The sequence below is a fragment of the Amphibacillus sp. Q70 genome (assembly GCF_052055485.1).
In the GTDB taxonomy this organism is placed as follows: Bacteria; Bacillota; Bacilli; order Bacillales; family Amphibacillaceae; genus Amphibacillus.
This window is the reverse complement of sequence record NZ_CP197171.1, coordinates 3,193,552-3,218,561: the sequence shown is the minus strand read 5'-3', so window position 1 is coordinate 3,218,561 and position 25,010 is coordinate 3,193,552. Positions and strand designations below refer to the sequence as shown.

Below are 25,010 nucleotides of genomic sequence, written 5' to 3'. Positions count from 1 at the left end.
TAAAGTTTTATGCTTCATGAAATTAAGTAGGAGGAGGTGAATATCATGAACAAGACAGATCTAGTTAATGCTGTTGCAGAAAAAAGCGAACTTTCTAAAAAAGATGCAACAAAAGCTGTTGATGCAGTTTTAGAATCTATCATGGATTCACTAAAAGACGGTGATAAAGTACAATTAATTGGTTTTGGTAACTTTGAAGTACGTGATCGTGCTGCCCGTAAAGGCCGCAACCCACAAACTGGAGCTGAGATTGAAATCCCAGCTAGCAAAGTTCCTGCTTTCAAACCAGGTAAAGCCCTTAAAGATATTGTAAAATAATAATTTTACATAGGGCATGATGAGGGTGCATTGATTGCACCCTCTTTATTTTATAGGTTAGAAAACATTAAGAAAGGCAAATGCAAGTATACTCACCGGATGATCTGACCAGACAATATTCAGTGCTGTCGCATATCTTTAGAAAACCGTATGAATCAAGTTAAGAAGTCATTCGTAAAGTATTTTTGCTGTCACTTGAGGAAAAGACAAGTAAAGCTTGTTTTTCTAACTGTTATATGAAAAAAATGAATGAAATAGGTGATTCAAATGGAATCTGATTTTTTTGTTGTTAAAGCAGAAGAAAATGGCGTACAGGTTATTGGATTAACAAGAGGTGAATCAACAAAGTTTCATCATGCAGAGAAACTGGATCAAGGTGAATTATTAATTGTTCAATTTACAGAGCATACCTCTGCCATTAAAATTAAAGGGAAGGCTACTGTTCAATCACGCCACGGGAAAATAGATTCAATTTAGTATATAAATACTACAATCTGCTTATAATAATGCTTATTATGGTTACATTGCGGAGGATAAGGCACAGTGGGTATCAAACAGTTAGTGCAAAATAAATTAAAGAGTGAATTAAATCAAGCAACAGTTCAGACTGCCATGGATCCATTCATGATAAATGATGATAGGTTAGATATTATAATTGAACTAATTAATCAATTGAAGTGGTCATTGGATAAAAAAATAGATATTATCACAGCGATCGCACTTTTACAATTATCTCTTGATACTCATCAACAGGTTTCAAATGAACGGGATTCATGTAATGCAAAGGTCATTTTACATGGTGACCGCTTAAGTTGTCAGTATTATGTATTAATTGCTAAATACGATGAAGTGAGTTTAATCCATTCCTTGGCTGTAGCCATTAAAGAAGTGAACCAGTTGAAAATTCAGTTGATGAATCACGCTTATCTTGATGGTGAGTCGTACATAAAAATGAAAGTAGATATTGAACTGAAATTGATCATCCATCTTATCCATTACTTAGAATTCACTACGCTTGAACCCTTTATTAATAAGACTAGCTATAATTATTTACTTGAAGTAGAACAGGAACGGGCTAGAATAAATCTCGAGAAAAATAGCTATCAGAAAAAGCATGAATTGGATATATTACATATGAAAAAGCAATTTTCGTTCATTCAATTAAATAATCAAGTCCCACAAACACTATTAAGTTTAACAGAACTTATTCAAATAGCTTTGAAAAAATTTTTTAAATACCAATACCCAAATAAGCATTTCTTTATCACAGATAACTGTCTGTAAAACTCGAGGCGATAATGTTTTTAGTTGGCGAGTAATCCTGAATCACCAGGGTAGGTCGAGTAATTCCAGCTCCAAGACATAGGAAGATTAGTTAAAGGTCCTTAAGTGATGTGATAAATTTGTTTTTCTAACCATGTAAATGCTTCGCAGTTTTTCTGAATACGATTACTCGGTACAGAAACCGTAAGATAACTCGGCGAATTATTTTGTAATCACTCGCCTCACCATAAACTCCTGCGATATTTTGGGTTAAACCAGTCTTTTTATTATATTCTCTGCCGTGATGGGATGATCTTATGCAATTACCTAAACAATACACATACCTTGAAGATGATTTACAACAAATTGATCATCTATTACTTGAAAAGCTTTCAAAAGTTGAAGACCCGATTAGAACAGCTAGTATTCAATTGGTAACGTCTGGTGGAAAGAGAACTCGACCCTTATTATGCATGATTTCAAGTTATTTTGGAGAAAGAAGTCAAGCAAAGCCTTATCAGTTAGCTGCTGTTTTAGAGTTGATTCACATGTCTAGTTTAATTCATGATGATATTATTGATCATGCTCCATTAAGACGTGGGGTGACAACTATTCATGAGCTGTATAATAATCAATCTGCCACTTTTATGGGAGATTATTTATTTGCTCAGGGATTGGAGCTTATGGCAGAAATAAGAAATGTTCGTGCCCATCAAATTTTTTCCGAGACATTAAGAAAGCTTTCTATTGGTGAACTAGAACAATTAGAGAATCGTTATCAAATTAATCGATCATTGAAAAGCTATTTGAGGAAAAATCGCAATAAAACAGCTCGTCTAATTGCGGTTTCTTGTCAATTAGGAGCATTGGCAACGCATGCGACCGAATCCATTCAACAGACCTTATATTGGTTTGGCTATTATTTAGGTATGTCTTATCAAATTATTGATGATATTTTAGATTTTACTGATCGCAATCAAAAGCTAGGGAAATTAAATGGCCAAGATTTAGCAGAAGGTTATTTAACTTTACCAACACTTCTTGCGATTAAAGATAAAAAACTATATGATAAAGTTCAGAGTCACTTTCATCAATTGTCTAATGGGCAAACTGTTGAACTTAAGACAACGATTGATGAAATTAAGCAAACAGGTGCAATTGAGATGTCGTATCAATTTAGCCAATGGTATTTGAATCAAGCTATGAAAAAAGTTAATCAATTACCAAACCAAGTAGAAAAACAATTATTGTTGCAAATGATTGGCTATTTAGGTAAAAGAAATTATTGAGCAGGTTGTTTCTGCTAGATAAATCACTAGTTAGTTTATTTTTTAATTTGACATTTGATATAAAGTAATACACTAACCTACTAGTTAGCTAGTGAAGGAGAAATGATTTATGCCAGATTATCAAGCATTCACTGAGATGATAAAAAAGAAAACAAAAGTTGATTTGAATTTGTATAAAGAAGTGCAAATGAAGCGTCGATTGACATCATTACGTGATAAAAGAGGATTTAAAGAATTTACTACATATTATAAAGCTATTGAAAAGGATCAAGAATTGATGGAAGAATTTCTTGATAAAATGACAATCAATGTTTCGGAATTTTTTCGTAATTCGAAAAGATGGCAGGTTTTGGAGACGAAAATTCTACCTCAACTGATCAAAAACAAATCTCAACTAAAGATTTGGAGTGCCGCCTGTTCTACTGGAGATGAACCATACACAATTGCAATGATACTAAGTAAGCATTTTGATATGTCGAAAGTATCTATCTTAGCAACTGACATTGATGAAAAGATACTAGAGCGTGCCAAACAAGGCATTTATACGGAGCGCGCCTTGAAGGAAGTGCCGAAACAATTAAAGGAACGTTATTTCACTTACAATGATTCATTGTATACAATTGATGAGAAGCTTAAACAAGCAATCACATTTAAACAACATAATTTATTATCTGACCCTTATCCGAAGGGTTTTGATTTAATCGTTTGTCGAAATGTACTTATTTATTTTACAGATGAAGCAAAGACAGAAATATATCAAAAATTTAGTGAATCATTAGTTAACGAGGGTGTTTTTTTTGTTGGTAGCACGGAGCAAATTTTTACTCCCGAAGTTTATCAACTCAAATTATTAGACACTTTCTTCTACCAAAAGAACGGTTAACTATTTTAATAGGCTATTTAAAAAGTCTGGTGAAGATGACATGGCAAGAACTAAGGACCTCGGCTAACCATTAGATGTTCTGGACTTCAGAATAAGAAGCACACTTATTCTTGCGATGCAAATGCTTCGTAGCTGTGTGTGATGACTCGCCCCAGCGAAGACATTTGCGGTTACTCGTCCTACCGGAAACATCTGCAGGATCTACATCCTGTGGGCCCAACTCCCACTGATTGAAGTTTCGTTTTATCACAGTTAAATTCATTGGTGGAACGAAAAAATATGACGTCATCGTCTAACCGTTCCATGTCGTATAGAAGATCAAAGCTAAAACTCACAAGCAAGCGAAATAAATCTTGTTTGTGGGTTTAAAATATATTATTCAAAACTTATCTAGAAATATTTGAAAAAAAAGAATTATCTATTAATTTATTGCACACAGAATTGCAAAGGTGTGTTATATTAATACAAATATATCAATGAATAAGGGGGAAGATTGATGCGCTATTTAACAGCTGGAGAATCACACGGGAAGCAATTGACGACCATTATTGAAGGTGTGCCAGCATCCTTGCCTTTAACTAGTGATGAGATTAATGAATCACTTTTGAGAAGACAGAAAGGGCATGGACGTGGAAAACGGATGCAAATAGAGAAAGACTTAGTTGATATTGCTGGTGGTGTACGACATGGTTATACGCTTGGTTCACCAATCGCCCTAGTCATCAAGAACGATGATTTTAAACATTGGGAAGATATTATGGGAGAAGACCCGATGGAAGCAGATGCAAAAATGCGTCGTGTCGTTACCCGCCCAAGACCTGGACACGCTGATTTAAATGGTGCCATTAAGTATGGTCACCGAGATATGAGAAATATTCTAGAACGATCATCCGCACGTGAAACAGCTGCTCGAGTTGCTGCAGGTGCAGTGGCAAAAATATTACTGAAAAATATCGGCATAAGCATTGTTGGCTATGTTAACGAGATAGCGGGAATCCAAGCGGAAAACGCCCCTGATTTAACAATGGATGAAAAAATAGCAATTTCAGAGGCTTCACCTGTTCGTTGTCTTGACCGGGAAGCTGGTGAAAAAATGATGACAGCAATTGATACAGCTAAAAAAGATGGTGATTCAATTGGTGGTGTTTGTGAAGTATTTGTTGAAGGTATGCCAGCCGGTATTGGTTCATATGTTCATTATGATCAGAAATTAGATGCGAGGATTGCTTTTGCGGTCCAAAGTATTAATGCTTTCAAAGGGGTTGAATTTGGCATCGGCTTTGAAGCAGCGAGAAGAAATGGCAGTGATGTTCACGATGAGATTATTTGGTCTGAAGAAAATGGCTACCGTCGAAAATCGAATCATTTAGGTGGTTTTGAAGGTGGAATGACTTCTGGTATGCCTATTGTTGTTAAAGGAGTGATGAAGCCAATTCCAACGCTTTATAAGCCGTTACAAAGTGTTGACATTGAAACGAAAGAATCGTTTAATGCGAGTATAGAACGTTCTGACTCATGTGCTGTTCCGGCAGCGGCTGTTGTGATGGAACATGTTGTTGCTTTTGAAATAGCTAATGCAATCTTAGAACAGTTCCCGCATGATCAGTTCCCTAAGCTTAAAGAAGCTATTGATCAGTACCGTGAAGAAGTGAGGAGCTTCTAAATGAAAAAGATAACGATTAAAACAAGTTCAAATCAGTATGATGTCTCAATTGGCAAAGGGCTCAGATATCAGGTTTCCGATTTTTTAACCCAATCGTATAGTCAAATTTTTATTATTACTGATAGTAATGTAGCACCACTATATTTAGAAGATGTGATTGAATCCGTTCAAAAGGATCATCGAGTTAATTATACCGTTGTTCCAGCGGGTGAAGGTTCAAAAAGTAGTCGACTTTACTTTGACATTATGACTGAGGCGATTCAATCTGGCTTGGATCGTGATGGACTCATTATTGCCTTAGGTGGCGGAATGATTGGTGATTTAGCTGGTTTTGTTGCTGCTACTTTTATGCGTGGAGTTGATTTTATCCAAATGCCAACGACGATATTAGCACATGATAGCAGTGTTGGGGGAAAAGTGGCGATTAATCATCCAGAAGGGAAAAATTTAATTGGTTGTTTTTATCCGCCTGTAGCGGTTATTTATGATGTAGAAACATTACACACTATTCCATTTACTGAGATTAGATCAGGCTATGCAGAAATCGTTAAACATAGTATGATCAGCCAGCCTCCATTTTGGCAGAAACTACAAAACACTAACTTGAATGGACCACTAAATGATGATCAGCTAAAACAAGATTTATTAAAGGGAATTGAAGTGAAGGCGAAAATAGTTGAAGAAGATGAACGTGAAACAAATATTCGACAGTATTTAAATTTTGGTCATACACTTGGTCATGCTTTAGAAGCTGAGCTTGGTTACGGAAAGCTCACTCATGGCGAAGCCGTAGCAATTGGTCTGTTATTTGCTTTTCAAGTAAGTGAAAAGTATTATCATATCACATTGCCTTATCAAGAACTCTACCAATGGCTTCTAGACAATCAGTACCCGTTCCATCTGCCACAATTATCAGTAGCAAAACTGATTAAGCGAATGAAACGTGATAAAAAGGCGAAAAGTCAAAAAATTACAATGATTTTATTGAAAGAATTAGGAGACCCAGCTATTCAACAAATTGATGATCAGATCATGACGGTTTGGCTAGAAGATTTTTTACGGGAGTTGAATCACCATTGATGAGAGGGATAAGAGGCGCGACAACAGTAAAAGAAAATAATGAAGTGGAAATTATGGATCATACTCGGCAATTAGTCGTTGACATGATCGAGAAAAACAATGTGTCAGCAACGGATGTGACATCTGTTTTAGTCACAGTTACGGCAGATTTAAATGCAGGTTTTCCAGCCAAGCCGATCAGAGAATTACCGGGATGGCAATATGTACCTGTTATGTGCATGCAGGAAATTGATGTTCCCCATGGATTACCACGATGTATCCGGGTTATGATGACTGTTGAGACTGACCTAGACCAAAAACAGATTAACCATATTTATCAACATGAGGCAAGAACCTTACGACCAGATTTACTTGATTAATTGGAGGGATTTTTGTGCAGCCAAAGGAAGTATTTAAGTCCATGTCACCATATAAACCAGGAAAACAAATAGAAGAGGTCAAAAGAGAGTTTGGTCTTGAAAAAATAGTGAAGTTAGCCTCAAATGAAAATCCATTTGGTTACTCAAAGAAAGTCGATCAAGTGGTGAAAGATGAGGCCGTTCAGTTTGACATATACCCGGATGGTTATGCGACTGAACTCCGGCAATTACTCAGTGAGGATTTAGCTGTTGAACCGGATCAATTGATCTTTGGGTGTGGTGCTGATGAAGTCATTGATATTATTTGTCAGACTTATTTAGAAGTCGGGACAAATACAATTATGGCGATACCTACCTTTCCTCAATATAAACATAATGCTCTTATTCAAGGTGCAAATATCAAGGAAATCCCTTTATTAAATGGCTATCATGATTTACAAGGCATGTTAGATGCCATTGATCAAGCAACTAAAGTTATTTGGCTTTGTTCACCAAATAATCCAACAGGATGTATGATTAATGCCCAATCGATGCAACAGTTTTTAGCGCAGTGTCCTAATGATGTTATTGTTGTGTTAGATGAGGCTTATCATGACTATATCGACTCCCCAGATAAGCCAAATACCATCGATTTATTGCATAAGTATCCTAACTTAATTTTACTAAGAACTTTTTCTAAAGTGTATGGTTTAGCTGGATTGAGAGTTGGCTATGGAATTGCAAGTTTACCTATTAGTGAAGCATTAAATATTGCTAGAGGTCCTTTTAATACAACGAGATTGGCTCAACAAGCAGCGATAGCCGCTTATCAGGATCAGGCTTTTGTTGATCGAACGATTAAAGAGACGATTAAAAACAAGCAGGCGTTTATCCGTTATTTAGAGCAAATTGGGCTAGAATGCTATGATTCTGAAGCTAATTTTGTATTTGTTAAATTACCCGTATCTGGTGATATGTTATTTGATTATTTAATGAAGAATGGCTTTATCGTCAGGTCAGGTGAAGCTCTTGGCTATCCAAATGGCGTGCGAATAACGATAGGACGAGAAGAAGATATGCAAGACCTACAAGTTAACATTAAATTATTTCTAGACGAACATGTAGGAGATGAGTTCATTTGAGTAAAAGAATATTAATTGCAGGTCTAGGCTTAATTGGGGGTTCATTAGCTCTAAACATTACTGAGCACTCTAATCACCATGTCATTGGCTATGACGTTGATCGAACATCATTGGCTTATGCTAGAGATAAAAAGATTGTTCATGAAGTCAGTGCTAATTTTGAGGAGGTTTTGCTAACTGTCGATTTTTGTATTTTAGCGGCGCCAGTTTCTAAGACAGTAGCACTTTTAGAGCGGATTCAAACGGTATCGTTTGAAAAACCAATTATTATCACTGACGTATCATCGGTGAAATCCAATGTTATGGCGGTTGCAGAATCGATGGAGTCAGACCATGTTACTTTTATTGGCGGTCACCCAATGGCAGGCTCTCATAAAAAAGGGATAGAAGCAGCCAAAGCACATTTATTTGAAAATGCGATTTATATTTTAACCCCAACAAAAAAGGCTACTGATCAATCCATAGCTGATTTAACAGCTATTTTATCAAGTACAAAATCCAAGTTTATCACTTTAAATTCACTTGAGCATGATGAAATGACGAGTGTTATTTCGCATTTTCCACATTTAATTGCCTCGTCTTTAGTTCACCAAGCAAAAAGCTGGCAAACAAAGCATGATAAAATTCCAAGTCTTGCGGCGGGAGGATTTCGTGATATTACTCGAATTGCTTCTAGTGATCCAACAATGTGGCAAGATATTTTCTTTCAAAACAAAGCAGTCTTGTCTGGCTTGCTTGAGGACTGGATTAGTGAAATGACGGAGTTAAAAGGATTATTAGACGGCGATGATAAAATATCAATGTATCATTACCTAGAACAAGCACGTGAATATCGCGATGGATTGGATCGAACTCAAAGGGGTGCTATACCTTCATTTTATGATATTTTTGTTGATATATTTGATCAGCCAGGTGCTATTTTAAAAGTTGTTGAGTTGCTAGCCAGTCAAGAAATAAATATTAAAAATATTGAAATATTAGAGATTCGTGATGGCATTACAGGTGCTTTAAGACTTAGTTTAATGACCAAAGATGATCAATTGGCGAGTCATCGACTTCTGATTAAAAACGGTTATGAAAGTATGCTTGAGTAGTACAGGAGGGAATTTCATGGAAAAGGTTCAGTTAAATACAACAAAATCAGCTTTAACAGGTGAAATCACAGTCCCTGGAGATAAATCAATCTCACATCGAGCGGTTATTTTTGGTTCCCTTGCCAAAGGAACAACAACGATTACTCATTTTTTAGATGGGGAAGATTGTTTAACAACAATCAAAGCTTTTCAAGCAATGGGTGTGCGAGTTGAACAAAAAGAAGATAAAGTTGTCATTCAGAGTGATGGAATTGCTGGCTTAAAAGAACCATTCATGCCGATTGACTTGGGTAATTCTGGGACAACAGCCAGATTACTACTTGGTGTTTTGGCTGGCTTGCCTTTCCATACGACTTTATTTGGTGACCAATCGTTAACCATCCGACCAATGGATCGAATTCGCGACCCTTTATTAGAGATGGGGGCGCAAATCGATGGACGAAACAATGGAAGTTACTTACCCATCGCTGTCCGAGGGCAGTCTTTAACAGGTATCACCTTTTATCCGCCGGTTAAAAGTGCTCAAGTAAAGTCAGGTGTGCTTTTAGCAGGTTTATTAGCAAATGGTGAAACATCCGTAATCGAGACTACGAAAACACGTGATCATACTGAAAATATGCTTACTGCATTTGGGGGAGAGATAGCTGTTGAAGGAAATAAAGTGACTGTACAAGGCAAACAGTCACTAACAGGTACGGAGATTGAAGTACCTGGTGACATCTCTTCAGCTGCTTTCTTTATCGTTGCGGCCTTACTTGTGCCTGGCAGTGAGTTAACCATTAAAAATGTTGGCTTAAATCCTACTAGAACGGGGCTTTTAGATGTATTACAAGAAATGAAAGCTGATCTATCGATTACTGAGACTAAACGCATGGGTGGAGAAAGCATTGGTGATATCAAGATCAAATATTCAGAATTGATTGGTGCTGATGTGGCGGGTGATGTCATCCCACGTATGATTGATGAACTACCTATTTTGGCTTTATTAGCGACTCAGGCGAAAGGAAAAACAGTTATTCGTGATGCAGAAGAATTACGTTATAAAGAAACAGATCGGATTGCAAGTGTTGTCAATATCCTAAATACATTGGGTGGTAAAGTTGAAGCGACAAAGGATGGAATGATTATTGAAGGCGAAACCCCATTAAGCGGTGGTCAAGCAGACTCTGACGGTGATCACCGTTTAGGGATGATGATTGCCATTGCTTCATTAATTTGTCAGGATGAAGTGATCTTAACGAACGCTGACGCAATTAAGATTTCATATCCAGGTTTTTTTGAAGATTTAGCAACATTACAATCTAATTGATAAACATTAATTGGAGTTGTGTAGATGAATCGAATTGAGAAGATTCGAAAAGAAGAAAAGAAATATCATGATTATTGTTATGAAAACTACAAGTTATTTGAACAAGGTTCGTGGCTATATAAACCCGTTAAAACAGTTATGGATTTACTGCCTTTATTAAATAATGAAAATATCCAAGTATTAGATTTAGGATCGGGAGTAGGAAGAAATAGTATTCCGATCGCACAAGCAATAAAAGATAGAAATGGCAAAGTTGTTTGCGTCGATTTATTGGATATAGCATTAAGTAAATTAGAACAATACAGTAAAATGTATCAAGTAGATCAAGTGATTGAAACGGTAAAAGCAGATATCGGCCATTATCAGATTACTAAAAATGAATATGATTTAATCATTGCTGTATCAACATTAGAACATGTTGAAACTGAGGCTATTTTTGAAAGTGTCATTAAGCAAATGGCTTTAGGAACAAAAACGGGCGGGATAAATTGTTTAATTGTTAATTCGCAAGTGGAAGAATTTGATCTAGAATCAAATCGGACAATAGATGCGATGATGGAAGTGAATCTTAAAACGGAAACAATGATAAATAAACTAAATCAAATATATGTTGGTTGGGAAGTATTGAATCAACTTGTTAAACCACTAGAATATAAAATTATTCGTAATGGAAAAGAGATATTATTAAAGACAAATGCGATTACATATGTCGTTAGAAAATGATAGTGAAATAAAAGAATAGAATAGTGATTTTTCGTTATTTGGGAAATCACTATTCTATTCTTACAATAAAACGCATGCGCTATATTCTTGTGATATGAAGTGATTATTTTCTATGGGTAAGAATTCCTTTCATATAGTTGGTTTCATTTTAGTGGGAATGTGATATAATAACTATAGAAAAACAGATACTAAAAAATGACCACAGCTCCAACTGTGGTCAATAGATACCCATTCTTTCAAGAGGGGATTGGCGTTATCTAATTTCTAAACAAAAATAGCCCTTACCCATTTGCTGAGACAGGAGGGGCTATTTTTTTGCATTCATAGTGGTAATGACTGCAATCAACGCTATGATCATTGAGGAAAATGAAATCATAAGCGTCAGAGCCTGAAATATTGTCATGGCACCACCCCCTTTTGGGGACAAGCCAACCGCCCTATCCATTATCAAGAGTACAAATTGAACGAGTATCTGTCTTTTATTATAACATAAATATTTAAGAATTACCTTGGTTATATATAAGAAAACCTTGTGATATCAAGGATTATTGGGGCTTTTATTTTGTCTGGAATCGATATATTAATTGAACTACTCACCCCTTAATCTCTAATGAAATTTGAAGGGGGAGATTCCTAAGAACACCAACCTAATGGTTGATTATTGATTAGGCGATCCCTGTCGTACCGACAGTTAGAAGTCTGATGGCTTCAGCTTCAATATTTTTACTTGCGTTAAGATCTCGATCGTGTGCTCTATGACATGATGGACATTGCCACATACGTAAGGCGAGATGCTTAACGTCTTGATGTCGATAGCCGCAATTCGAACAAAGTTGACTAGAAGGGAAGTTTTTGGCGATGGCTACGACTTCCTTTCCGTACCACTTGGCTTTGTATTCAAGCATCGTACGGAATTCTGACCAGCTGACGTCACTAATGGCTTTTGATAATCGTTTGTTTTTGAGCATGTTAGCTACTTGTAAGTCCTCAATACCAATGATGTCGTGGTTTTTGACAATTTCGGTACTGACCTTATGCAAGTAATCTGTTCTGACATTTTTAATCTTTTCGTGAATACGAGCGACCTTGACACGTTATTTTTGATAATTTTTTGCTTCATAAAGGGGTTTTCTATCTTGCTTGGCTTGTTTATATCGTCTGGACAGTTTGCGTTGTTCTTTTTCTAATTTGTTTTCTAGCCTGCGTAAACATCTAGGGTTCTTATACGTCGTCCCATCTGAAAGTGTGGCAAACGCTTTGATGCCCACATCGACCCCTGTTGATTGCTTCGTTTGAGGGAGTGAGTCTACCTCTGTCTCAACAAGGATAGAAATGAAGTATTTACCACTTGGATGTCTTCTAATCGTAGCATTTAGAAGGCGTCCATCGACCTCACGACTTTTAGCGAACTTGACAAGCCCTAATTTTGGCAGCTTGATTGTATTGCCCACGACTGCGATATTTCCGTTCGTGTGTTTCGTTGTATACGATTGGGTCGGGTTCCTTTTAGACTTAAATCGTGGGGCGTTCGTTTGTTTGTTAAAGAAGCGCGCAAAAGATTCAGATAGATGTTTGACACTTGATTGAATGGCAATACTATCGACTTCTTTTAGCCACTCATATTCCTGCTTTAAAGCGGGGAGCTGTTTAGAGCATGAACGATAGTTGAGTCCTTTACCCGTTTCCTTGTAAGTTTCATTCCACTTGGCTAGAAAGTGATTGAAAACAAACCGTGAACAACCGATCGTTTTATTCATGAGGATTTGTTGTTCCTTATTCGGATAGAGGCGGAATTTATAGGCTTTATTGACTAACATCATCTCACCTCACTTAATAGGAATATATGTTCTCATTATATCATAAGGGAGATGTTTTGGCTAGCGCCAACCCACATTCATCTCCCACTTACTCACGGGGTGATGCCCTTCATGTTCCTAGAAGTGGGAGTCTTCTGTCGGAAATCCGATAAAGGTTATCGGATTTGGATAACGCCAGAAGGCAATAGAGATGATTCATACAAATAATAGCCATTATATTTGGCTGTCAGAAAGTAACTTATAAAAGGAGTGATCCTATGAAAAAAAGGGTCCTAAGTTTAACCATTTTTATTATGATTGTCTTGATGATCGCAACAGTCATTCATTATCAATCTTCCAGAGAAATTGCTCGTCCAATGTGGGAGCAACAGTTTGATATCCAAAATAATCAGGAAATAGAACAAGAACAACCATCCTCTGAGCAGCTACAGCCGATCGACCTTGACGAATCGATCACTTACACGTTGCAAAATGACGAGCTAAACATCACCTTTAATCAGGGAAACGATTGGATTCAGGTTCCAGTTGAGAAGGATCAATTATTCGGAGGAGAATATAACGGCAATAAACAACAGTTAATTGAAGGCAGTTACATACTTGAAGAAGATCGCGTTGGCTTTTTATATTCAGAAGGAGTTGAGTGGGATGACCAAAGTATTACTTTTCTATATTCAACGGATCAAGGTGAATCATGGGAAAGATCGGTCGTAACAGAACCTTTTCCGGGATTAAGATTTAGAAAAGTGGATTTTCTAAATGATCAGTTTGGCTATATCATTATTTCCGGTGGGCGAACCATGTCACAGGAAGGATCATTTGTTTTTCTCACACATGATGGTGGTGAGAGTTGGGCAGAGACTAATAATTCTGAAATGACGCGTTTAATAGCGGATGGCGGTTTTGTTGATGAATGGACAGGTTTTTTGTCTTTTGGCACGATTAATCCTGAGGAACCAGATGTTTACCTGACTGAAGATGGTGGCAACACATGGAATAAAGCAGACTTTATCATTCCAGAGGAGTACCAACCTATTTTTGTTTCAGCTGAAGTGCCTGAAAAAGCCGATGATCATTTGACAGTCTTAGTGAATCAAGGACCTAATGGTGATTATAAAGGTGGCAGAATAAAAGGTAGATTCATCTCCAATGATAACGGGAAAACATGGGAATTTCAGGAGGAGGTAGAGCCAGATGAATCATAATAGACATAAGCTAATTAAAATCATTGGTTGGGTTCTGTTTCTTTTGGGTATCGGTTTCTTTTGTTTGCAAATGGGATTTTTAGTTGTTCAAGCAAGATTTAATGTAGAGTATGTCGATAATCGGTTATTTTATATCATCAATATGCTCTGCTTGATATGTTTAATGCTAGCTATTTGGCTTTTATTAAAACTGACTAAAGAATTAAAAATAATCGGTATTATTATCTCGATTGTTTTCATTACAGCTAATGTTTTTATGCTTGTAACAAGTCACATAGATATTAAAAATATCACCAGTGTTTCACCGAATTTTAGCCATGTTCTATCGATTAAAAAGGACACAGTATCTAATGAAGCCATTTATTATCGATCCTATTATGGAATTCTTGCTCGTCCCCATGATCGATTACCTCACAAGCCAACGAGTGATCTAAAAACAGAGTGGCTGGCCAATGATGTCGTTGCCGTTACCTATCAAACAGCAGATGATTCTATTCAGCAATATATTGGTACCTATGGTGATCGTGGTGGAGGGACAGCTTACTATAATGTTGGACCAGAAATTCAAGGCGCATGGCAAGGTGAATCTGCAAAATTAATCAGTTCTCCAGAAGGCATATCTGTGACGGAAAATGGTAAAACTGAATTGTTTGATTGGGATAATATTCATCAATTTGGCACGCTTGCTATTGTGTTAACAAAAGGTGATGAAGCGGTTTGGACTGTTTCATTAAATGAAAATTTTGAGGTTCATTCTGATGCGTCTGAACCTATGGTAGGAAATATTACACTCTATCAAGCGACCATGGCAAATAATCAGCCAATAACGTTGGACTATCAGGGAACATATGAAAGCTTAATAAGCGAAGAATAACTGCAAAGGAGAGTATATGGAAACCCAAGTAGCAATATATGGTTTATTATTGTTTGCCTTGTTTATTTCAATTAGTGTGCATAATTTTAGAGTACGTATACAGTGTATTTATCCAGTAACAGTAACAAAAACAGGTGTTATTATTATTATAGTGGTCTCTTTAGTATTTTTGAGTATCGCTTACTATGTAGATAGTAGTTTTGTGCAGCCTTGGCTTAGATATTTACTTTCAATTTCAGCAAGTTTTTTGGTTATATCAAGAGTTGTAGGGGAGGGGATTCACGAAAGAGGAATTTATTATTATCCGGGTAGAAGGATCATAGCTACCTTGGTAAAATGGGAAGACATTGAAAACATCGAAATGGATAGGAATAAGAATCGATTAATAAGCTTTAGAAATATAACGAAAAGGAAAACAATCTATCCAAATCACTATTATAGGCAAGAAGATATGGCTGCCATTGAAAAAAATATATACAATAATACAAAAGAGTAGAAATAAGAGGAAAATAAAGCTCGAATTATCTTTGTGTAATCCCCTTTAGATCAGTTTATTCCTATCAGTTACATTCAAACTTGCCATTTATCATGAATTTTCTTATGATTTAAGTATCTTTTTGTATAGTTCTAGAAAGGAGGGATTGATATTTTTAGCTTGACCGCTCTATTCATTTCTTTTTAGGGGACGATGCCGATGTCAGTGATTAATGAGAACACCTACCAATGGGAGATGGGTCGCCCCGTCTCACAGTGAATGATACAAAAAAACAAAGTCATTCAAGGTTCGGATCAAAGGATGAAATAAGTCTTTGTGAAGCAGGAACTGGAAGTAATCGTTTTGCAGAACAAGACGGTGAATGGTGTCCATTCCATTAAAAGCCTGAACATGTTGATTTAACAGAAAAGCAAACGGAACCCTTTTCTCCAGAGTTGAAATAACAACTTGGAGGAAAGAATATGAGTAGAAGAAAAGAGAATACGCACTTTTGTTGTGAGAATTGTGGTGCAGTGATTTTGCCAGTTACAAATGGAAGCTATCGAAATCATTGTCCGTTTTGTTTGTATTCGAAACACTTGGATGTTGTACCGGGTGATCGGAAAAGTAATTGCAAAGGATTGATGAAGCCAATCGGAATAGACTATTCAAGTAAAAAAGGTTATCAGTTAATCCATCAATGTGAAATGTGTGATAAAACACAAAAAAATAAAATTGCTGTAAATACAATCCAAGAAGATGACTTAATAAACTTTTTTAATACCTCATTAGGACGATAGAAGTGAATAAAAAAGAACTGCCATCACAGTTCTTTTTTTATTGTACATCTGTAAACATTAATCCAAGCTACTTTCTTGATGTGATTTCTTACTATTCAACTCGTTCGACAAAGGTTGGATCGATTCCAAGTGGATGAGTTTCTCTTACATCTCCACGATATCCTACTCTTACTTTATCACCAATTTGAAATGTTGTCTCATCAGCAACCGAAAGATCTACATTTGCTTCTGTGCCAGAATTGAGGATATCACCGTCTTCTATAGTGACGATTGCACTATGTTCATTTACTTCTTTAATTATTCCTGTAAACACTTTTTCAAGTTCATCATTTGAACGACATGCAACTAATAAGATTACTAATATAACCATAAACAGGATAACGGGCATTTTCATTTCTTTTATCGACATTAGATAATCCACTTCTTTCACATTAATTAACTTAAGGATAACTTTAGCATCATTAATAAAAAATCACTACGCTAATAAATGATAATTTCTTTTAATATTTATGTTCACCTAATTGAAATAATCATTGTTATTCGTTATGATTAAGCTATTCTAAGATATATTTGAAGGGTTGTTATAAGGATGAATAAAATAGATCAAGCAATTCAATTAATTGAACAGGAAGAATTGGAAGAAGCAGTAAGTATATTACGCGAATATATGCGACAAGCTAATGATGATGAATTAATCACGATTGCTGATTTACTTATACAGTTAGGCATGGTAAATGATGCTAGATCTATACTCGAGACCTTACTGGAACAATACCCAGATGAATCAGATATTCAACTGGCTCTAGCTGAAATATATATTGATTTAGAAGAAGATGAACTTGCACTGTTACAATTACAAGCCATCGATTCATCAAGTGAAGATTATGTTGCTGCACTACTTATTTCTGCCGATCTGTATCAATCTCAAGGTTTATTCGAGGTGGCCGAGCAGAAACTAATCGAGGCTAAACAATTAGCACCTACTGACTATTTAATTGATTTTGCGCAAGGAGAATTGGCTTTCTCATTAGGAAAGTATAATGATGCACTTTTCCACTATGAAAAAGTGTATCGACAAGTCGAACAAATTGCTGATGTTGATCTTTCCCTACGATTAGCAGAATCATTAGCTGAAGTTGGAAAGTTTGAGGAAGCACTTGAATATTATAAAAATGCAGAGATCGATGATCCAGATTTATTATTTCGTTATGGATTTATAGCCTATCGGGCAAATCGATTGGATATTGCTATTAAAACATGGGAAGAATTAATTGAACATGATCAAGAATATGTTTCAGTATACAGTTATTTAGCAGAAGCATATGAAGAGGAAGGGTTAATTGAACAAGGACTCCAAGCTGCTAAAACAGGCTTAACACTTGATCCACTCAACAAAGAATTGTTATTAACTACTGCCTCATTGGCAAGACGGATGGGTGATAGTAATGAAAGTTATCGTTTTGCACGTGAGTCGATTGCGATAGATCCAGGATTTAAAGATGGTGTTTTATATTTGATTGAAAATTATCGCTCTGATGGTGATTTTGAAGCAATAATTGAACTCCTAACTCATATTATAGAACAAGGCGAAGAAGATGGATATTATAAATGGGAGCTTGCTAAAGCATATGAAGAGCAGGAAACCTTTGATTTAGCCTTGCAATTTTATCAAGATGCATATCAAGACTTTAAAGATGACAGTGATTTTCTTAAATCGTATGGATACTTTTTAGTTGAGGAGGGTAGGAAAGAAGAGGCCATTCAAATTTTCAACCATTATTTAGCGATTGACCCGAGTGATGTAGAAATAGAAAGTTATTTAGCACGACTAAAGGATTAACAAGAATGACAAACTTTCCTAATGAATAGGAGGGAAGCTGTTTGAGTACGTCAATATCAATTCAAGATAAAAAGGCATTTATTGATTGGTTTTTAGCGCATTATCAATTAAAAAAACGGGAAAGCGTCTGGATTTTAAATTATTTAACAAATCATGAAAGTTTATTAAAAAATGTTCACTTTATTAGAGAAGCGCGATTTTGTCCAAGGGGGATGATTATCTCAACACAGTGTTCACAAGAGGTAGCTTTTCGATTTTATAAAGACCATATTGTCACAACTGATGCTGAAAAGTCATTTCATGATATCCGCTTAAATCGTCATGAATCGATTTATATTCAATTATCTTTTAAAAATTCTTATCAAAGTGCCGAATATAGTGCAGTTTTAGAAGACAATCCTTTTTTACCTGATGATTTTTTTATTACTAAAAGGGAAAAGCAATTGGCTAAGGAATTTTTAAATTTTACTTTATTCGAAGCTGAGAAAAAACAATTATTAAAAAAAATTGATGAGGCTCTTGATCATCAAGACCATCATCGTTTTATGACATACACAAATATATTGAAACAGCTTATTGCTGACTATGATGCTGATCGATTATTTGTAGATGATCAATAAATTTATCCCTTATCTCATGTAAGGGATTATTTTTTTTGTTATGATAAAGTATAATTAATTTATGATTATTATTGTTGATAGTTAGAAAGGACTTTTTACTATGTTTTGGTTAATTTCGATATTAAGAAATCGTACTTTTCTTATTTTGTTATTTATTACGAATTTATTGGGAACGATATATGGCTATATTTGGTATGGAGAACAATTATCACGTACACCGGTTATTTTCCTCCCATTTGTTCCAGATAGTCCAACGGCAAGCTTATTTTTTACGATCTTTTTAGGTTTTTACATATTTGGCCGTCACGTTCCTTATATTGAGGCATTAGCTATGGTTACCTTGTTCAAGTATGGTGTTTGGGCAGTTGTCATGAACTTACTTACTTTAATGATGGAAGGATCGTTAACACCACAAGCATATATGCTGATTATCTCTCATGGTGCGATGGCTGTTCAAGGTTTGCTTTACGCTCCAATCTACAAATTTAAGTTGAGGCATTTAATGATCACTGGGATTTGGACAATTCATAATGACTTTATTGATTATATTTTTGAAATGATGCCACGATATCATTCGTTGGACTTATACATGAATGAAATTGGTTATTTCACATTTTGGTTAAGCCTCTTATCCCTTTTATTAGCTTATTATTTAGTAATTAAAAAGAAATTAACAATTACTTATCAATGAAACACTGATTTGGGCAGAATTGAATAGGCTATAACAAAAACATGGGAGGCTATTCAAATGTTAGGGTTAACGAATCATTTAGCCGAATTTATTCTTATTCTGGTCAATCAAATGTCGTTGGGTAAGGCCTTTCAAGGGATTGAACTATTAAATGCAGCTTTGATTATCTCTGTTTTTATCATTGTCTGCCTAAGCTATGTCCTATTTAGACTGTATCATGCTAGTCAGTCTAATAAATCTTCTAAAAAAGTAAAAGAAAAATTGCATGATCATGATCATTTAGAGTAAAGAATGTCTAAAATATTCAGAATACGATTTTTTCACTATCAGCATAAGATTTTAATTTGCTTAGTAGATCAAAAAAGACTTCATCTGTAAATGTAAAAAAGCTACACGAAGAAAATGCTTTGTATTTTCAAAGGGGCTTTATTTTCATAAATGAGGATCGAATGCCGTGGTGCTCTTTTACATGAAAAGTTGACTGCAAATCGAAAAGGCTATCAACAAGTTTTTTATTTTAGTGCTTGTAAAATGATGAGCCTGTCATCATTGAATAAATAGCTATGCTTAGCTTAAGCTCCTAATGACTTGTCAATGTAGATAATCTCCTGTGATAAGTCATCATCAGTTTCTTTACAGTGTTATGTTCTCTATATTATCGAGATAGTACCCTTATTATGTAGGCGTTCTGTACTCTCTAATCGAGAAAGACATGAGCTGACCGTTGTCAGATCATGTCTTTTTTTGTACAATAATTTAAATGATGTCTATAATAGTTGTATGTTGAAAAGTAAATGTGCATGAGTGGATAAAATATAGGAGTGAGGTTAATAATGTTGGAACCGAAACAAAGAGATATTAGCATCATGCAAGAACGAGTTGATAAATATATATCACAATTTGAGGAAGGTTACTTTAGCCCATTAGCTATGGTCGCTAGATTCTCAGAGGAAATTGGTGAACTCGCTCGCGAAGTGAATCATTATTATGGTGAAAAACCTAAGAAGAGTAGTGAAGTTGAAAATACGATTGAAAATGAATTAGGTGATTTACTTTTTGTAACCCTATCCTTTGCTAATTCACTTAATATTGATTTAGCACAAGCCTTTGATCAATCAATGACCAAAATTGAAACACGAGATAAAAATCGCTGGACAAAAATAGAAACGGAGCGTGAGTAGTAGTGAGTCATATTAATGTTGTCGTAGCAGGTGCTAGTGGAAAGATGGGGAGTGAAGCATTACAGATGATTGATTACCAGCCTGATCTAACTTTGGTTGGTTGTGTAGATATAAATCATACTGGAAAAAAGGTAAGTGACATTGAAGGCTTACCAAATTCAGATGTCCTTTTTTATGATGATATCAATCTTTGTTTTGAAGAGGTCTCAGCTGATGTCTTAATTGATTTGACAAATCCTAAGGCGGGATATAAGCATACAAAGGCAGCTATTCTTCATGGTGTCCGTCCTGTTGTTGGAACAACTGGATTTAGTTCAGAACAAATCAAAGAACTGACAGAGCTAGCAAAGGAAAAACAAATCGGTGGTATTATTGCCCCTAATTTCGCAATGGGGGCCGTCCTAATGATGCAATTCTCTAAATGGGCGGCAAAATTTTTCCCTGATGTTGAAATTATTGAGAAACACCATGATCAAAAGGTTGATGCTCCTTCAGGAACAGCAATCAAAACGGCTGAGTTGATTCAAGAAAATCGTCCGACGAAAAAACAAGGTCATCCAGAAGAAGAAGAATTTATCAGTGGAGCCAGAGGGGCTGAATTCGATGGCATGAGAATTCATAGTGTACGATTACCAGGATTGGTTGCACATCAAGAGGTGACCTTTGCTGGTCCCGGCGAAAATTTAACGATTAAACATGATTCATTTCATCGCGAATCGTTTATGTCGGGAATAAAGTTTGCTATTGATCATGTGATTAACATGACAGAATTAATTTATGGATTAGAGCATTTAATGTTAGACTAAAAGTGTATGTTCAAAAAAGACTGTATTTGTTAGTAGCAGAAAATTAAGCTAACAGATTGCAATAGGATGTGGACGTTTTAAGAAAAATGTTCTTTAATTTGATCTGTCATTTTACCGAACTATCAGTTTTTTGAACAATCTCTAAAATGAATTGTCATTATTTGAAAAGGGAGCTGTAGGTTAATGAAAATTTCACTCATTGCTCATGATAAAAAAAAGGAAGCGATTATTCAATTTGCTACCTCGTACCAGCATATTTTAAGTCAACATGAATTGTTTGCAACAGGAACGACAGGTAAAAGAATATCGGAAGCGACTGGTTTATCCGTTCAACGTTTTCAATCTGGTCCACACGGCGGTGATCAACAAATTGGTGCGAAAATTGCTGAAGATCAGATGGATCTTGTGATTTTCTTTAGAGATCCATTAACCGCTCAGCCACATGAACCTGATATTAGTGCTTTAATGCGTCTATGTGATGTTTATCAAATCCCTCTAGTGACTAATTTAGCTGGTGCGGAGGTTATGATTCGAGCATTACAAGCTGGTTTTTTTGGTTGGCGAGAACTTATTCAAGAAAACAAGAACAAAAATGAGTAAACATAATTTTAAGTTAGCCTTTGAAGTGATTGATTTGATTCAGCAAGCTGGTTTCCAAGCCTATATCGTTGGTGGGGCCGTTCGAGATCATTTATTAAAGCAACCGATTAATGATATTGATATTGCTACTTCAGCAACGCCCAAAGAGATTCAAATGATGTTTGATCAAGTGATTCCCGTTGGCATTGAACATGGCACTGTTATTGTTCGTTATTCCAAAGTATCATTTGAAGTGACAACTTTTCGCTCTGAGGAAGGATATTCTGATTTTCGTCACCCTGATCAAGTTAAATTTGTGGATTCGATTGATACAGATTTATCAAGGCGAGATTTTACCATTAATGCCATTGCTATGACAAAGGAAGGCTTATTCGTCGATCCGTTTGACGGACAAGTTGATTTAAACAATCGATTGATACGAGCTGTTGGTCATCCTGTTCAACGTTTTACAGAAGACCCTCTGAGAATCCTTCGTGCGATTCGATTTGTCAGTCAATTGAATTTTGTACTTGATCATCTGACTTGGCAGGATATCAAAGCAAATGTAGAATTAATTGAAAAGTTGTCAATCGAGCGTGTGACAATTGAATTAGAAAAACTCTTTAGCGGTCAAGCTGTTCAAATGGCAGTTGAATATATCAATAAAGCTCAATTGTTACGTTATTTACCGATTTTTAAAGACCATAAGCAAGCAGCTGTTCCACTATTATTGATCAAAAAACCATTTGAACATATAATTGATGTTTTTTGTTATTTATATTTAAGTACTGACAGTCCAACTACGATTAATCAATGGTGTAAAGCCTATCGTTTAGCTAATAAAGAACTTAGAAAAGGTGAATTATTGATTGAACTAATTGATTTATATGAAAAAGAGGGCTTAACACATTGGCTAGTCTATCAACTGCCAGAAACATTAATCCATAGCTTTATTCAATTAGTTGATCAAATTTTAAACTACACCATTACTAAAAAGGAAATCAGTAAAATTCAGCGACAATTGCCAATTAAAAATCGGAAAGAAATTGCATTTAATGGTCGTGATCTTTTAGCATTCTACCCGAATCGACCAAAAGGTGAATGGATTAGATTTTATCTACAAGATATTGAACGAAATATTATTGAAAATAAACTGAATAATGACTACCATCAAATAAAGGAGTGGATTCTATCATGTCATCCACCCGAGAAAAACTAATCTCATTGCTTTCAAACCAATCGGAAAATTTTGTTTCAGGGCAATGGCTGTCCAGCCAATTAAAAATATCAAGAACAGCTGTCTGGAAGCAGATCAAACAGTTAGAGGAAGATGGTTATAAATTTGAAGCCATTCAAAATAAAGGCTATCGATTATTGGTCCAACCAGATAAAGTCAGTGAAAATACGCTCTATTGGGGATTGGATACTAAATGGCTTGGCAAGTCATTAGAGCATTACCCTGTGCTTGATTCAACTCAACGTCTAGCGATGGAAAAAGCTCAAAAAGGAGCAGAAGAAGGTCTTGTTGTTGTTGCTGATAAGCAAACAACAGGTAAGGGGAGACGCCAGCATAGATGGTACTCTAACCATTCTGGCGGTGTTTGGCTTAGTTTTGTGCTTCATCCGAAGATGGTTCCAGCAAAAGCACCTCAGCTGACATTGCTAACGGCGATTGCTGTCGTTCAAGCAATGGAATCAGCGACAGAACTCAAGCCAATGATTAAATGGCCAAATGACATTTTAATTGGTGATAAAAAGATCGCTGGCATTTTGACAGAAATGCAAGCAGAGCATGATGAAATTCATTACGTAGTCATTGGGATTGGTTTAAATGTTAATCAAACCTCAAATGATCTTGATCATCAAATAAAGCATATGGCAACCTCTCTACTGATTGAGACAGAGAAAACGTATCATAAACAAGTGATCATTCAAGCGATTTTAACTCATTTTGAAACGATTTATCATGACTATTTATTAAATGGGTTTGAGCCAATCAGAAAACAATGGTTACATTACGCTTATCGTCTGGGTGATTTGATTCATTACACCATCAATGGGGAAGAAAACCGGGGTATTTTACACGGTATTGCTAATGATGGCTCATTGATCATTGAAGATGAACAGCAACAAAAACAGAATCTTTATTCGGCTGAAATTAAATGGTTTGAGGGGGTTGAGAATAATGAAAGCTAAATTAGATTTTCTTAAAATGAAACAAGCTGAGGATAGAATAACAATGATTACAGCTTATGATTATCCAGCTGCAAAAATGGCTGAAAAAGCTGGTATTGATATGATCTTAGTTGGTGACTCTTTAGGGATGGTTGTGCTTGGTTATGATTCAACAATAAAAGTAACCCTAGAAGATATGATCCATCATGGTAAAGCTGTTCGCCGGGGGGCGCCAAACACCTTTACTGTCGTGGACATGCCTTTTATGTCTTATCATATTTCTTTACAAGATACCTTAATAAATGCTAAACAAATTTATCAGGAGACCGGAGCACAAGCACTAAAAATTGAAGGTGGCTCTGAAGATATTTTAGTAATTATTGAGAAGCTTACGAATGCAGGAATTCCTGTTGTTGCCCATATCGGTTTAACACCACAATCAGTCAATGTTTTTGGCGGCTTTAAAGTTCAAGGAAAAGATCAAGCTAATGCTGAACGGCTAATTAAGGAAGCTAAAGCGATTGAAAAAAGTGGAGCGATCGCTTGTGTTTTAGAGGGGATACCGAAAGAATTAGCTGCAGTTATTACGAGTAGGTTAAGTATCCCAACAATCGGGATTGGTGCTGGAGTTAATTGTGATGGGCAAGTATTGGTTTACCATGACCTGTTACAATATGGTGTTGATCGTTTTCCACGTTTTGTGAAAACTTATGCCAATATGAATCAGACGAATATACAAGCGATTAGTGATTATATCAATGATGTCAAGCAACGGAAATTCCCTGAAGATAAGCATACCTATGCAATTGATCCAGAAACTAAACTGCCCACTTATTTAGGTGATTAGG

Annotated in this window: 28 protein-coding genes and 1 pseudogene; 26 read left to right on the top strand and 3 right to left on the bottom strand. The window is 35.8% G+C overall.

The features are described 5' to 3' along the window. Window positions 1–45: 45 nt before the first annotated feature. The 12 genes from ACS127_RS14480 to ACS127_RS14425 all read left to right on the top strand — a co-directional run bounded on the left by ACS127_RS14480 (window position 46) and on the right by ACS127_RS14425 (window position 11,102). On the top strand, window positions 46–318 hold the full coding sequence (locus ACS127_RS14480) for an HU family DNA-binding protein (RefSeq protein ID WP_440895737.1): 273 nt from the start codon (window positions 46–48) through the stop codon (window positions 316–318). A gap of 267 nt (window positions 319–585) precedes the next feature. After that, the gene (gene mtrB / locus ACS127_RS14475) at window positions 586–795 is read left to right on the top strand and encodes a trp RNA-binding attenuation protein MtrB (protein ID WP_440895736.1); all 210 of its coding nucleotides are present in this window, start codon (window positions 586–588) and stop codon (window positions 793–795) included. 66 nt (window positions 796–861) lie between these two features. After that, the gene (locus tag ACS127_RS14470) at window positions 862–1,602 is read left to right on the top strand and encodes a heptaprenyl diphosphate synthase component 1 (protein ID WP_440895735.1); all 741 of its coding nucleotides are present in this window, start codon (window positions 862–864) and stop codon (window positions 1,600–1,602) included. Between the two features lie 296 nt (window positions 1,603–1,898). Continuing rightward, the gene (locus ACS127_RS14465; RefSeq protein ID WP_440895734.1) at window positions 1,899–2,870 is read left to right on the top strand and encodes a polyprenyl synthetase family protein; all 972 of its coding nucleotides are present in this window, start codon (window positions 1,899–1,901) and stop codon (window positions 2,868–2,870) included. A 109-nt stretch (window positions 2,871–2,979) separates the two neighbouring features. After that, on the top strand, window positions 2,980–3,753 hold the full coding sequence (locus ACS127_RS14460; protein WP_440895733.1) for a CheR family methyltransferase: 774 nt from the start codon (window positions 2,980–2,982) through the stop codon (window positions 3,751–3,753). Between the two features lie 496 nt (window positions 3,754–4,249). Beyond that, window positions 4,250–5,416 carry a chorismate synthase gene (gene aroC / locus ACS127_RS14455; protein ID WP_440895732.1) on the top strand — a complete coding sequence of 389 codons (1,167 nt, stop codon included), beginning with the start codon at window positions 4,250–4,252 and terminating at the stop codon, window positions 5,414–5,416. After that, complete coding sequence (gene aroB, locus ACS127_RS14450) at window positions 5,417–6,496, top strand: 3-dehydroquinate synthase (protein ID WP_440895731.1); 1,080 nt, start codon at window positions 5,417–5,419, stop codon at window positions 6,494–6,496. Further along, window positions 6,493–6,855: a chorismate mutase gene (aroH, locus tag ACS127_RS14445; protein WP_440898152.1), complete on the top strand. Its 363-nt coding sequence runs from the start codon at window positions 6,493–6,495 to the stop codon at window positions 6,853–6,855. The genes aroB and aroH overlap by 4 nt, the downstream gene beginning before the upstream one ends. Before the next feature lie 14 nt (window positions 6,856–6,869). Continuing rightward, on the top strand, window positions 6,870–7,976 hold the full coding sequence (hisC, locus tag ACS127_RS14440) for a histidinol-phosphate transaminase (protein WP_440895730.1): 1,107 nt from the start codon (window positions 6,870–6,872) through the stop codon (window positions 7,974–7,976). After that, a complete protein-coding gene (locus ACS127_RS14435) occupies window positions 7,973–9,070 on the top strand; it encodes a prephenate dehydrogenase (protein ID WP_440895729.1) in 1,098 nt (365 codons plus the stop codon). The genes hisC and ACS127_RS14435 overlap by 4 nt, the downstream gene beginning before the upstream one ends. A 16-nt stretch (window positions 9,071–9,086) precedes the next feature. After that, the gene (aroA, locus tag ACS127_RS14430) at window positions 9,087–10,379 is read left to right on the top strand and encodes a 3-phosphoshikimate 1-carboxyvinyltransferase (RefSeq protein WP_440895728.1); all 1,293 of its coding nucleotides are present in this window, start codon (window positions 9,087–9,089) and stop codon (window positions 10,377–10,379) included. A 24-nt stretch (window positions 10,380–10,403) separates the two neighbouring features. Then, window positions 10,404–11,102, top strand: a complete 699-nt coding sequence (locus ACS127_RS14425; RefSeq protein ID WP_440895727.1) for a class I SAM-dependent methyltransferase — start codon at window positions 10,404–10,406, stop codon at window positions 11,100–11,102. Window positions 11,103–11,409: 307 nt separating this feature from the next. Here ACS127_RS14425 and ACS127_RS14420 read toward each other — a convergent pair whose 3' ends face one another. Together ACS127_RS14420 and tnpB are read right to left on the bottom strand one after the other, a co-directional pair. After that, window positions 11,410–11,505, bottom strand: coding sequence for a putative holin-like toxin (locus ACS127_RS14420; RefSeq protein WP_440895726.1), 96 nt, complete (start codon window positions 11,503–11,505; stop codon window positions 11,410–11,412). 262 nt (window positions 11,506–11,767) lie between these two features. After that, window positions 11,768–12,919 (bottom strand): annotated as a pseudogene (gene tnpB / locus ACS127_RS14415) (IS200/IS605 family element RNA-guided endonuclease TnpB). A 257-nt stretch (window positions 12,920–13,176) separates the two neighbouring features. Between tnpB and ACS127_RS14410 the strand changes: the two are divergent. The 4 genes from ACS127_RS14410 to ACS127_RS14395 all read left to right on the top strand — a co-directional run bounded on the left by ACS127_RS14410 (window position 13,177) and on the right by ACS127_RS14395 (window position 16,270). Next, a complete protein-coding gene (locus tag ACS127_RS14410) occupies window positions 13,177–14,121 on the top strand; it encodes a WD40/YVTN/BNR-like repeat-containing protein (protein WP_440895725.1) in 945 nt (314 codons plus the stop codon). After that, on the top strand, window positions 14,111–14,995 hold the full coding sequence (locus ACS127_RS14405; RefSeq protein ID WP_440895724.1) for a hypothetical protein: 885 nt from the start codon (window positions 14,111–14,113) through the stop codon (window positions 14,993–14,995). The genes ACS127_RS14410 and ACS127_RS14405 overlap by 11 nt, the downstream gene beginning before the upstream one ends. A 16-nt stretch (window positions 14,996–15,011) precedes the next feature. Further along, entirely contained in the window at window positions 15,012–15,491 is a 480-nt protein-coding gene (locus tag ACS127_RS14400; protein ID WP_440895723.1) for a hypothetical protein, read from the top strand. Window positions 15,492–15,952: 461 nt separating this feature from the next. Further along, on the top strand, window positions 15,953–16,270 hold the full coding sequence (locus tag ACS127_RS14395; protein WP_440895722.1) for an RNHCP domain-containing protein: 318 nt from the start codon (window positions 15,953–15,955) through the stop codon (window positions 16,268–16,270). 91 nt (window positions 16,271–16,361) lie between these two features. On the opposite strand, the gene ACS127_RS14390 is transcribed toward ACS127_RS14395, so the two are convergent. After that, window positions 16,362–16,679 (bottom strand): hypothetical protein, encoded by a 318-nt coding sequence (locus tag ACS127_RS14390; RefSeq protein WP_440895721.1) that lies wholly within the window; start codon window positions 16,677–16,679, stop codon window positions 16,362–16,364. Between the two features lie 180 nt (window positions 16,680–16,859). On the opposite strand from ACS127_RS14390, the gene ACS127_RS14385 reads away from it, so the two are divergent. The 10 genes from ACS127_RS14385 (at window position 16,860) to panB (ending at window position 25,009) form a co-directional block, all read left to right on the top strand. Beyond that, window positions 16,860–18,110, top strand: coding sequence for a tetratricopeptide repeat protein (locus ACS127_RS14385; RefSeq protein ID WP_440895720.1), 1,251 nt, complete (start codon window positions 16,860–16,862; stop codon window positions 18,108–18,110). A gap of 41 nt (window positions 18,111–18,151) precedes the next feature. After that, complete coding sequence (locus ACS127_RS14380) at window positions 18,152–18,730, top strand: ReoY family proteolytic degradation factor (RefSeq protein WP_440895719.1); 579 nt, start codon at window positions 18,152–18,154, stop codon at window positions 18,728–18,730. A gap of 100 nt (window positions 18,731–18,830) precedes the next feature. Beyond that, window positions 18,831–19,421: a DUF1405 domain-containing protein gene (locus tag ACS127_RS14375; RefSeq protein ID WP_440895718.1), complete on the top strand. Its 591-nt coding sequence runs from the start codon at window positions 18,831–18,833 to the stop codon at window positions 19,419–19,421. A 57-nt stretch (window positions 19,422–19,478) separates the two neighbouring features. Continuing rightward, the gene (locus ACS127_RS14370; protein WP_440895717.1) at window positions 19,479–19,709 is read left to right on the top strand and encodes a hypothetical protein; all 231 of its coding nucleotides are present in this window, start codon (window positions 19,479–19,481) and stop codon (window positions 19,707–19,709) included. Between the two features lie 545 nt (window positions 19,710–20,254). Further along, entirely contained in the window at window positions 20,255–20,602 is a 348-nt protein-coding gene (locus ACS127_RS14365) for a nucleotide pyrophosphohydrolase (RefSeq protein WP_440895716.1), read from the top strand. A 2-nt stretch (window positions 20,603–20,604) separates the two neighbouring features. Continuing rightward, a complete protein-coding gene (dapB, locus tag ACS127_RS14360) occupies window positions 20,605–21,408 on the top strand; it encodes a 4-hydroxy-tetrahydrodipicolinate reductase (RefSeq protein WP_440895715.1) in 804 nt (267 codons plus the stop codon). Between the two features lie 183 nt (window positions 21,409–21,591). After that, window positions 21,592–22,008 (top strand): methylglyoxal synthase, encoded by a 417-nt coding sequence (gene mgsA, locus ACS127_RS14355; RefSeq protein WP_440895714.1) that lies wholly within the window; start codon window positions 21,592–21,594, stop codon window positions 22,006–22,008. Further along, the gene (locus tag ACS127_RS14350) at window positions 22,001–23,206 is read left to right on the top strand and encodes a CCA tRNA nucleotidyltransferase (protein WP_440895713.1); all 1,206 of its coding nucleotides are present in this window, start codon (window positions 22,001–22,003) and stop codon (window positions 23,204–23,206) included. The genes mgsA and ACS127_RS14350 overlap by 8 nt, the downstream gene beginning before the upstream one ends. Beyond that, the gene (locus ACS127_RS14345; RefSeq protein WP_440895712.1) at window positions 23,182–24,183 is read left to right on the top strand and encodes a biotin--[acetyl-CoA-carboxylase] ligase; all 1,002 of its coding nucleotides are present in this window, start codon (window positions 23,182–23,184) and stop codon (window positions 24,181–24,183) included. The genes ACS127_RS14350 and ACS127_RS14345 overlap by 25 nt, the downstream gene beginning before the upstream one ends. Continuing rightward, window positions 24,173–25,009 carry a 3-methyl-2-oxobutanoate hydroxymethyltransferase gene (panB, locus tag ACS127_RS14340; RefSeq protein WP_440895711.1) on the top strand — a complete coding sequence of 279 codons (837 nt, stop codon included), beginning with the start codon at window positions 24,173–24,175 and terminating at the stop codon, window positions 25,007–25,009. Before ACS127_RS14345 ends, panB begins: the two co-directional genes overlap by 11 nt. Window position 25,010 lies beyond the last annotated feature (1 nt).

Bases quoted from the DNA above. Each gene is read 5' to 3' on its own strand.
- ACS127_RS14480 (WP_440895737.1), top strand. From the start codon at position 46: ATGAACAAGACAGATCTAGTTAATGCTGTTGCAGAAAAAAGCGAACTT.
- mtrB (WP_440895736.1), top strand. From the start codon at position 586: ATGGAATCTGATTTTTTTGTTGTTAAAGCAGAAGAAAATGGCGTACAG.
- ACS127_RS14465 (WP_440895734.1), top strand. From the start codon at position 1,899: ATGCAATTACCTAAACAATACACATACCTTGAAGATGATTTACAACAA.
- ACS127_RS14460 (WP_440895733.1), top strand. From the start codon at position 2,980: ATGCCAGATTATCAAGCATTCACTGAGATGATAAAAAAGAAAACAAAA.
- aroC (WP_440895732.1), top strand. From the start codon at position 4,250: ATGCGCTATTTAACAGCTGGAGAATCACACGGGAAGCAATTGACGACC.
- aroB (WP_440895731.1), top strand. From the start codon at position 5,417: ATGAAAAAGATAACGATTAAAACAAGTTCAAATCAGTATGATGTCTCA.
- aroA (WP_440895728.1), top strand. From the start codon at position 9,087: ATGGAAAAGGTTCAGTTAAATACAACAAAATCAGCTTTAACAGGTGAA.
- ACS127_RS14425 (WP_440895727.1), top strand. From the start codon at position 10,404: ATGAATCGAATTGAGAAGATTCGAAAAGAAGAAAAGAAATATCATGAT.
- ACS127_RS14420 (WP_440895726.1), bottom strand. From the start codon at position 11,505: ATGACAATATTTCAGGCTCTGACGCTTATGATTTCATTTTCCTCAATG.
- ACS127_RS14410 (WP_440895725.1), top strand. From the start codon at position 13,177: ATGAAAAAAAGGGTCCTAAGTTTAACCATTTTTATTATGATTGTCTTG.
- ACS127_RS14405 (WP_440895724.1), top strand. From the start codon at position 14,111: ATGAATCATAATAGACATAAGCTAATTAAAATCATTGGTTGGGTTCTG.
- ACS127_RS14400 (WP_440895723.1), top strand. From the start codon at position 15,012: ATGGAAACCCAAGTAGCAATATATGGTTTATTATTGTTTGCCTTGTTT.
- ACS127_RS14395 (WP_440895722.1), top strand. From the start codon at position 15,953: ATGAGTAGAAGAAAAGAGAATACGCACTTTTGTTGTGAGAATTGTGGT.
- ACS127_RS14390 (WP_440895721.1), bottom strand. From the start codon at position 16,679: ATGTCGATAAAAGAAATGAAAATGCCCGTTATCCTGTTTATGGTTATA.
- ACS127_RS14385 (WP_440895720.1), top strand. From the start codon at position 16,860: ATGAATAAAATAGATCAAGCAATTCAATTAATTGAACAGGAAGAATTG.
- ACS127_RS14375 (WP_440895718.1), top strand. From the start codon at position 18,831: ATGTTTTGGTTAATTTCGATATTAAGAAATCGTACTTTTCTTATTTTG.
- ACS127_RS14370 (WP_440895717.1), top strand. From the start codon at position 19,479: ATGTTAGGGTTAACGAATCATTTAGCCGAATTTATTCTTATTCTGGTC.
- ACS127_RS14365 (WP_440895716.1), top strand. From the start codon at position 20,255: ATGTTGGAACCGAAACAAAGAGATATTAGCATCATGCAAGAACGAGTT.
- mgsA (WP_440895714.1), top strand. From the start codon at position 21,592: ATGAAAATTTCACTCATTGCTCATGATAAAAAAAAGGAAGCGATTATT.
- ACS127_RS14350 (WP_440895713.1), top strand. From the start codon at position 22,001: ATGAGTAAACATAATTTTAAGTTAGCCTTTGAAGTGATTGATTTGATT.
- ACS127_RS14345 (WP_440895712.1), top strand. From the start codon at position 23,182: ATGTCATCCACCCGAGAAAAACTAATCTCATTGCTTTCAAACCAATCG.
- panB (WP_440895711.1), top strand. From the start codon at position 24,173: ATGAAAGCTAAATTAGATTTTCTTAAAATGAAACAAGCTGAGGATAGA.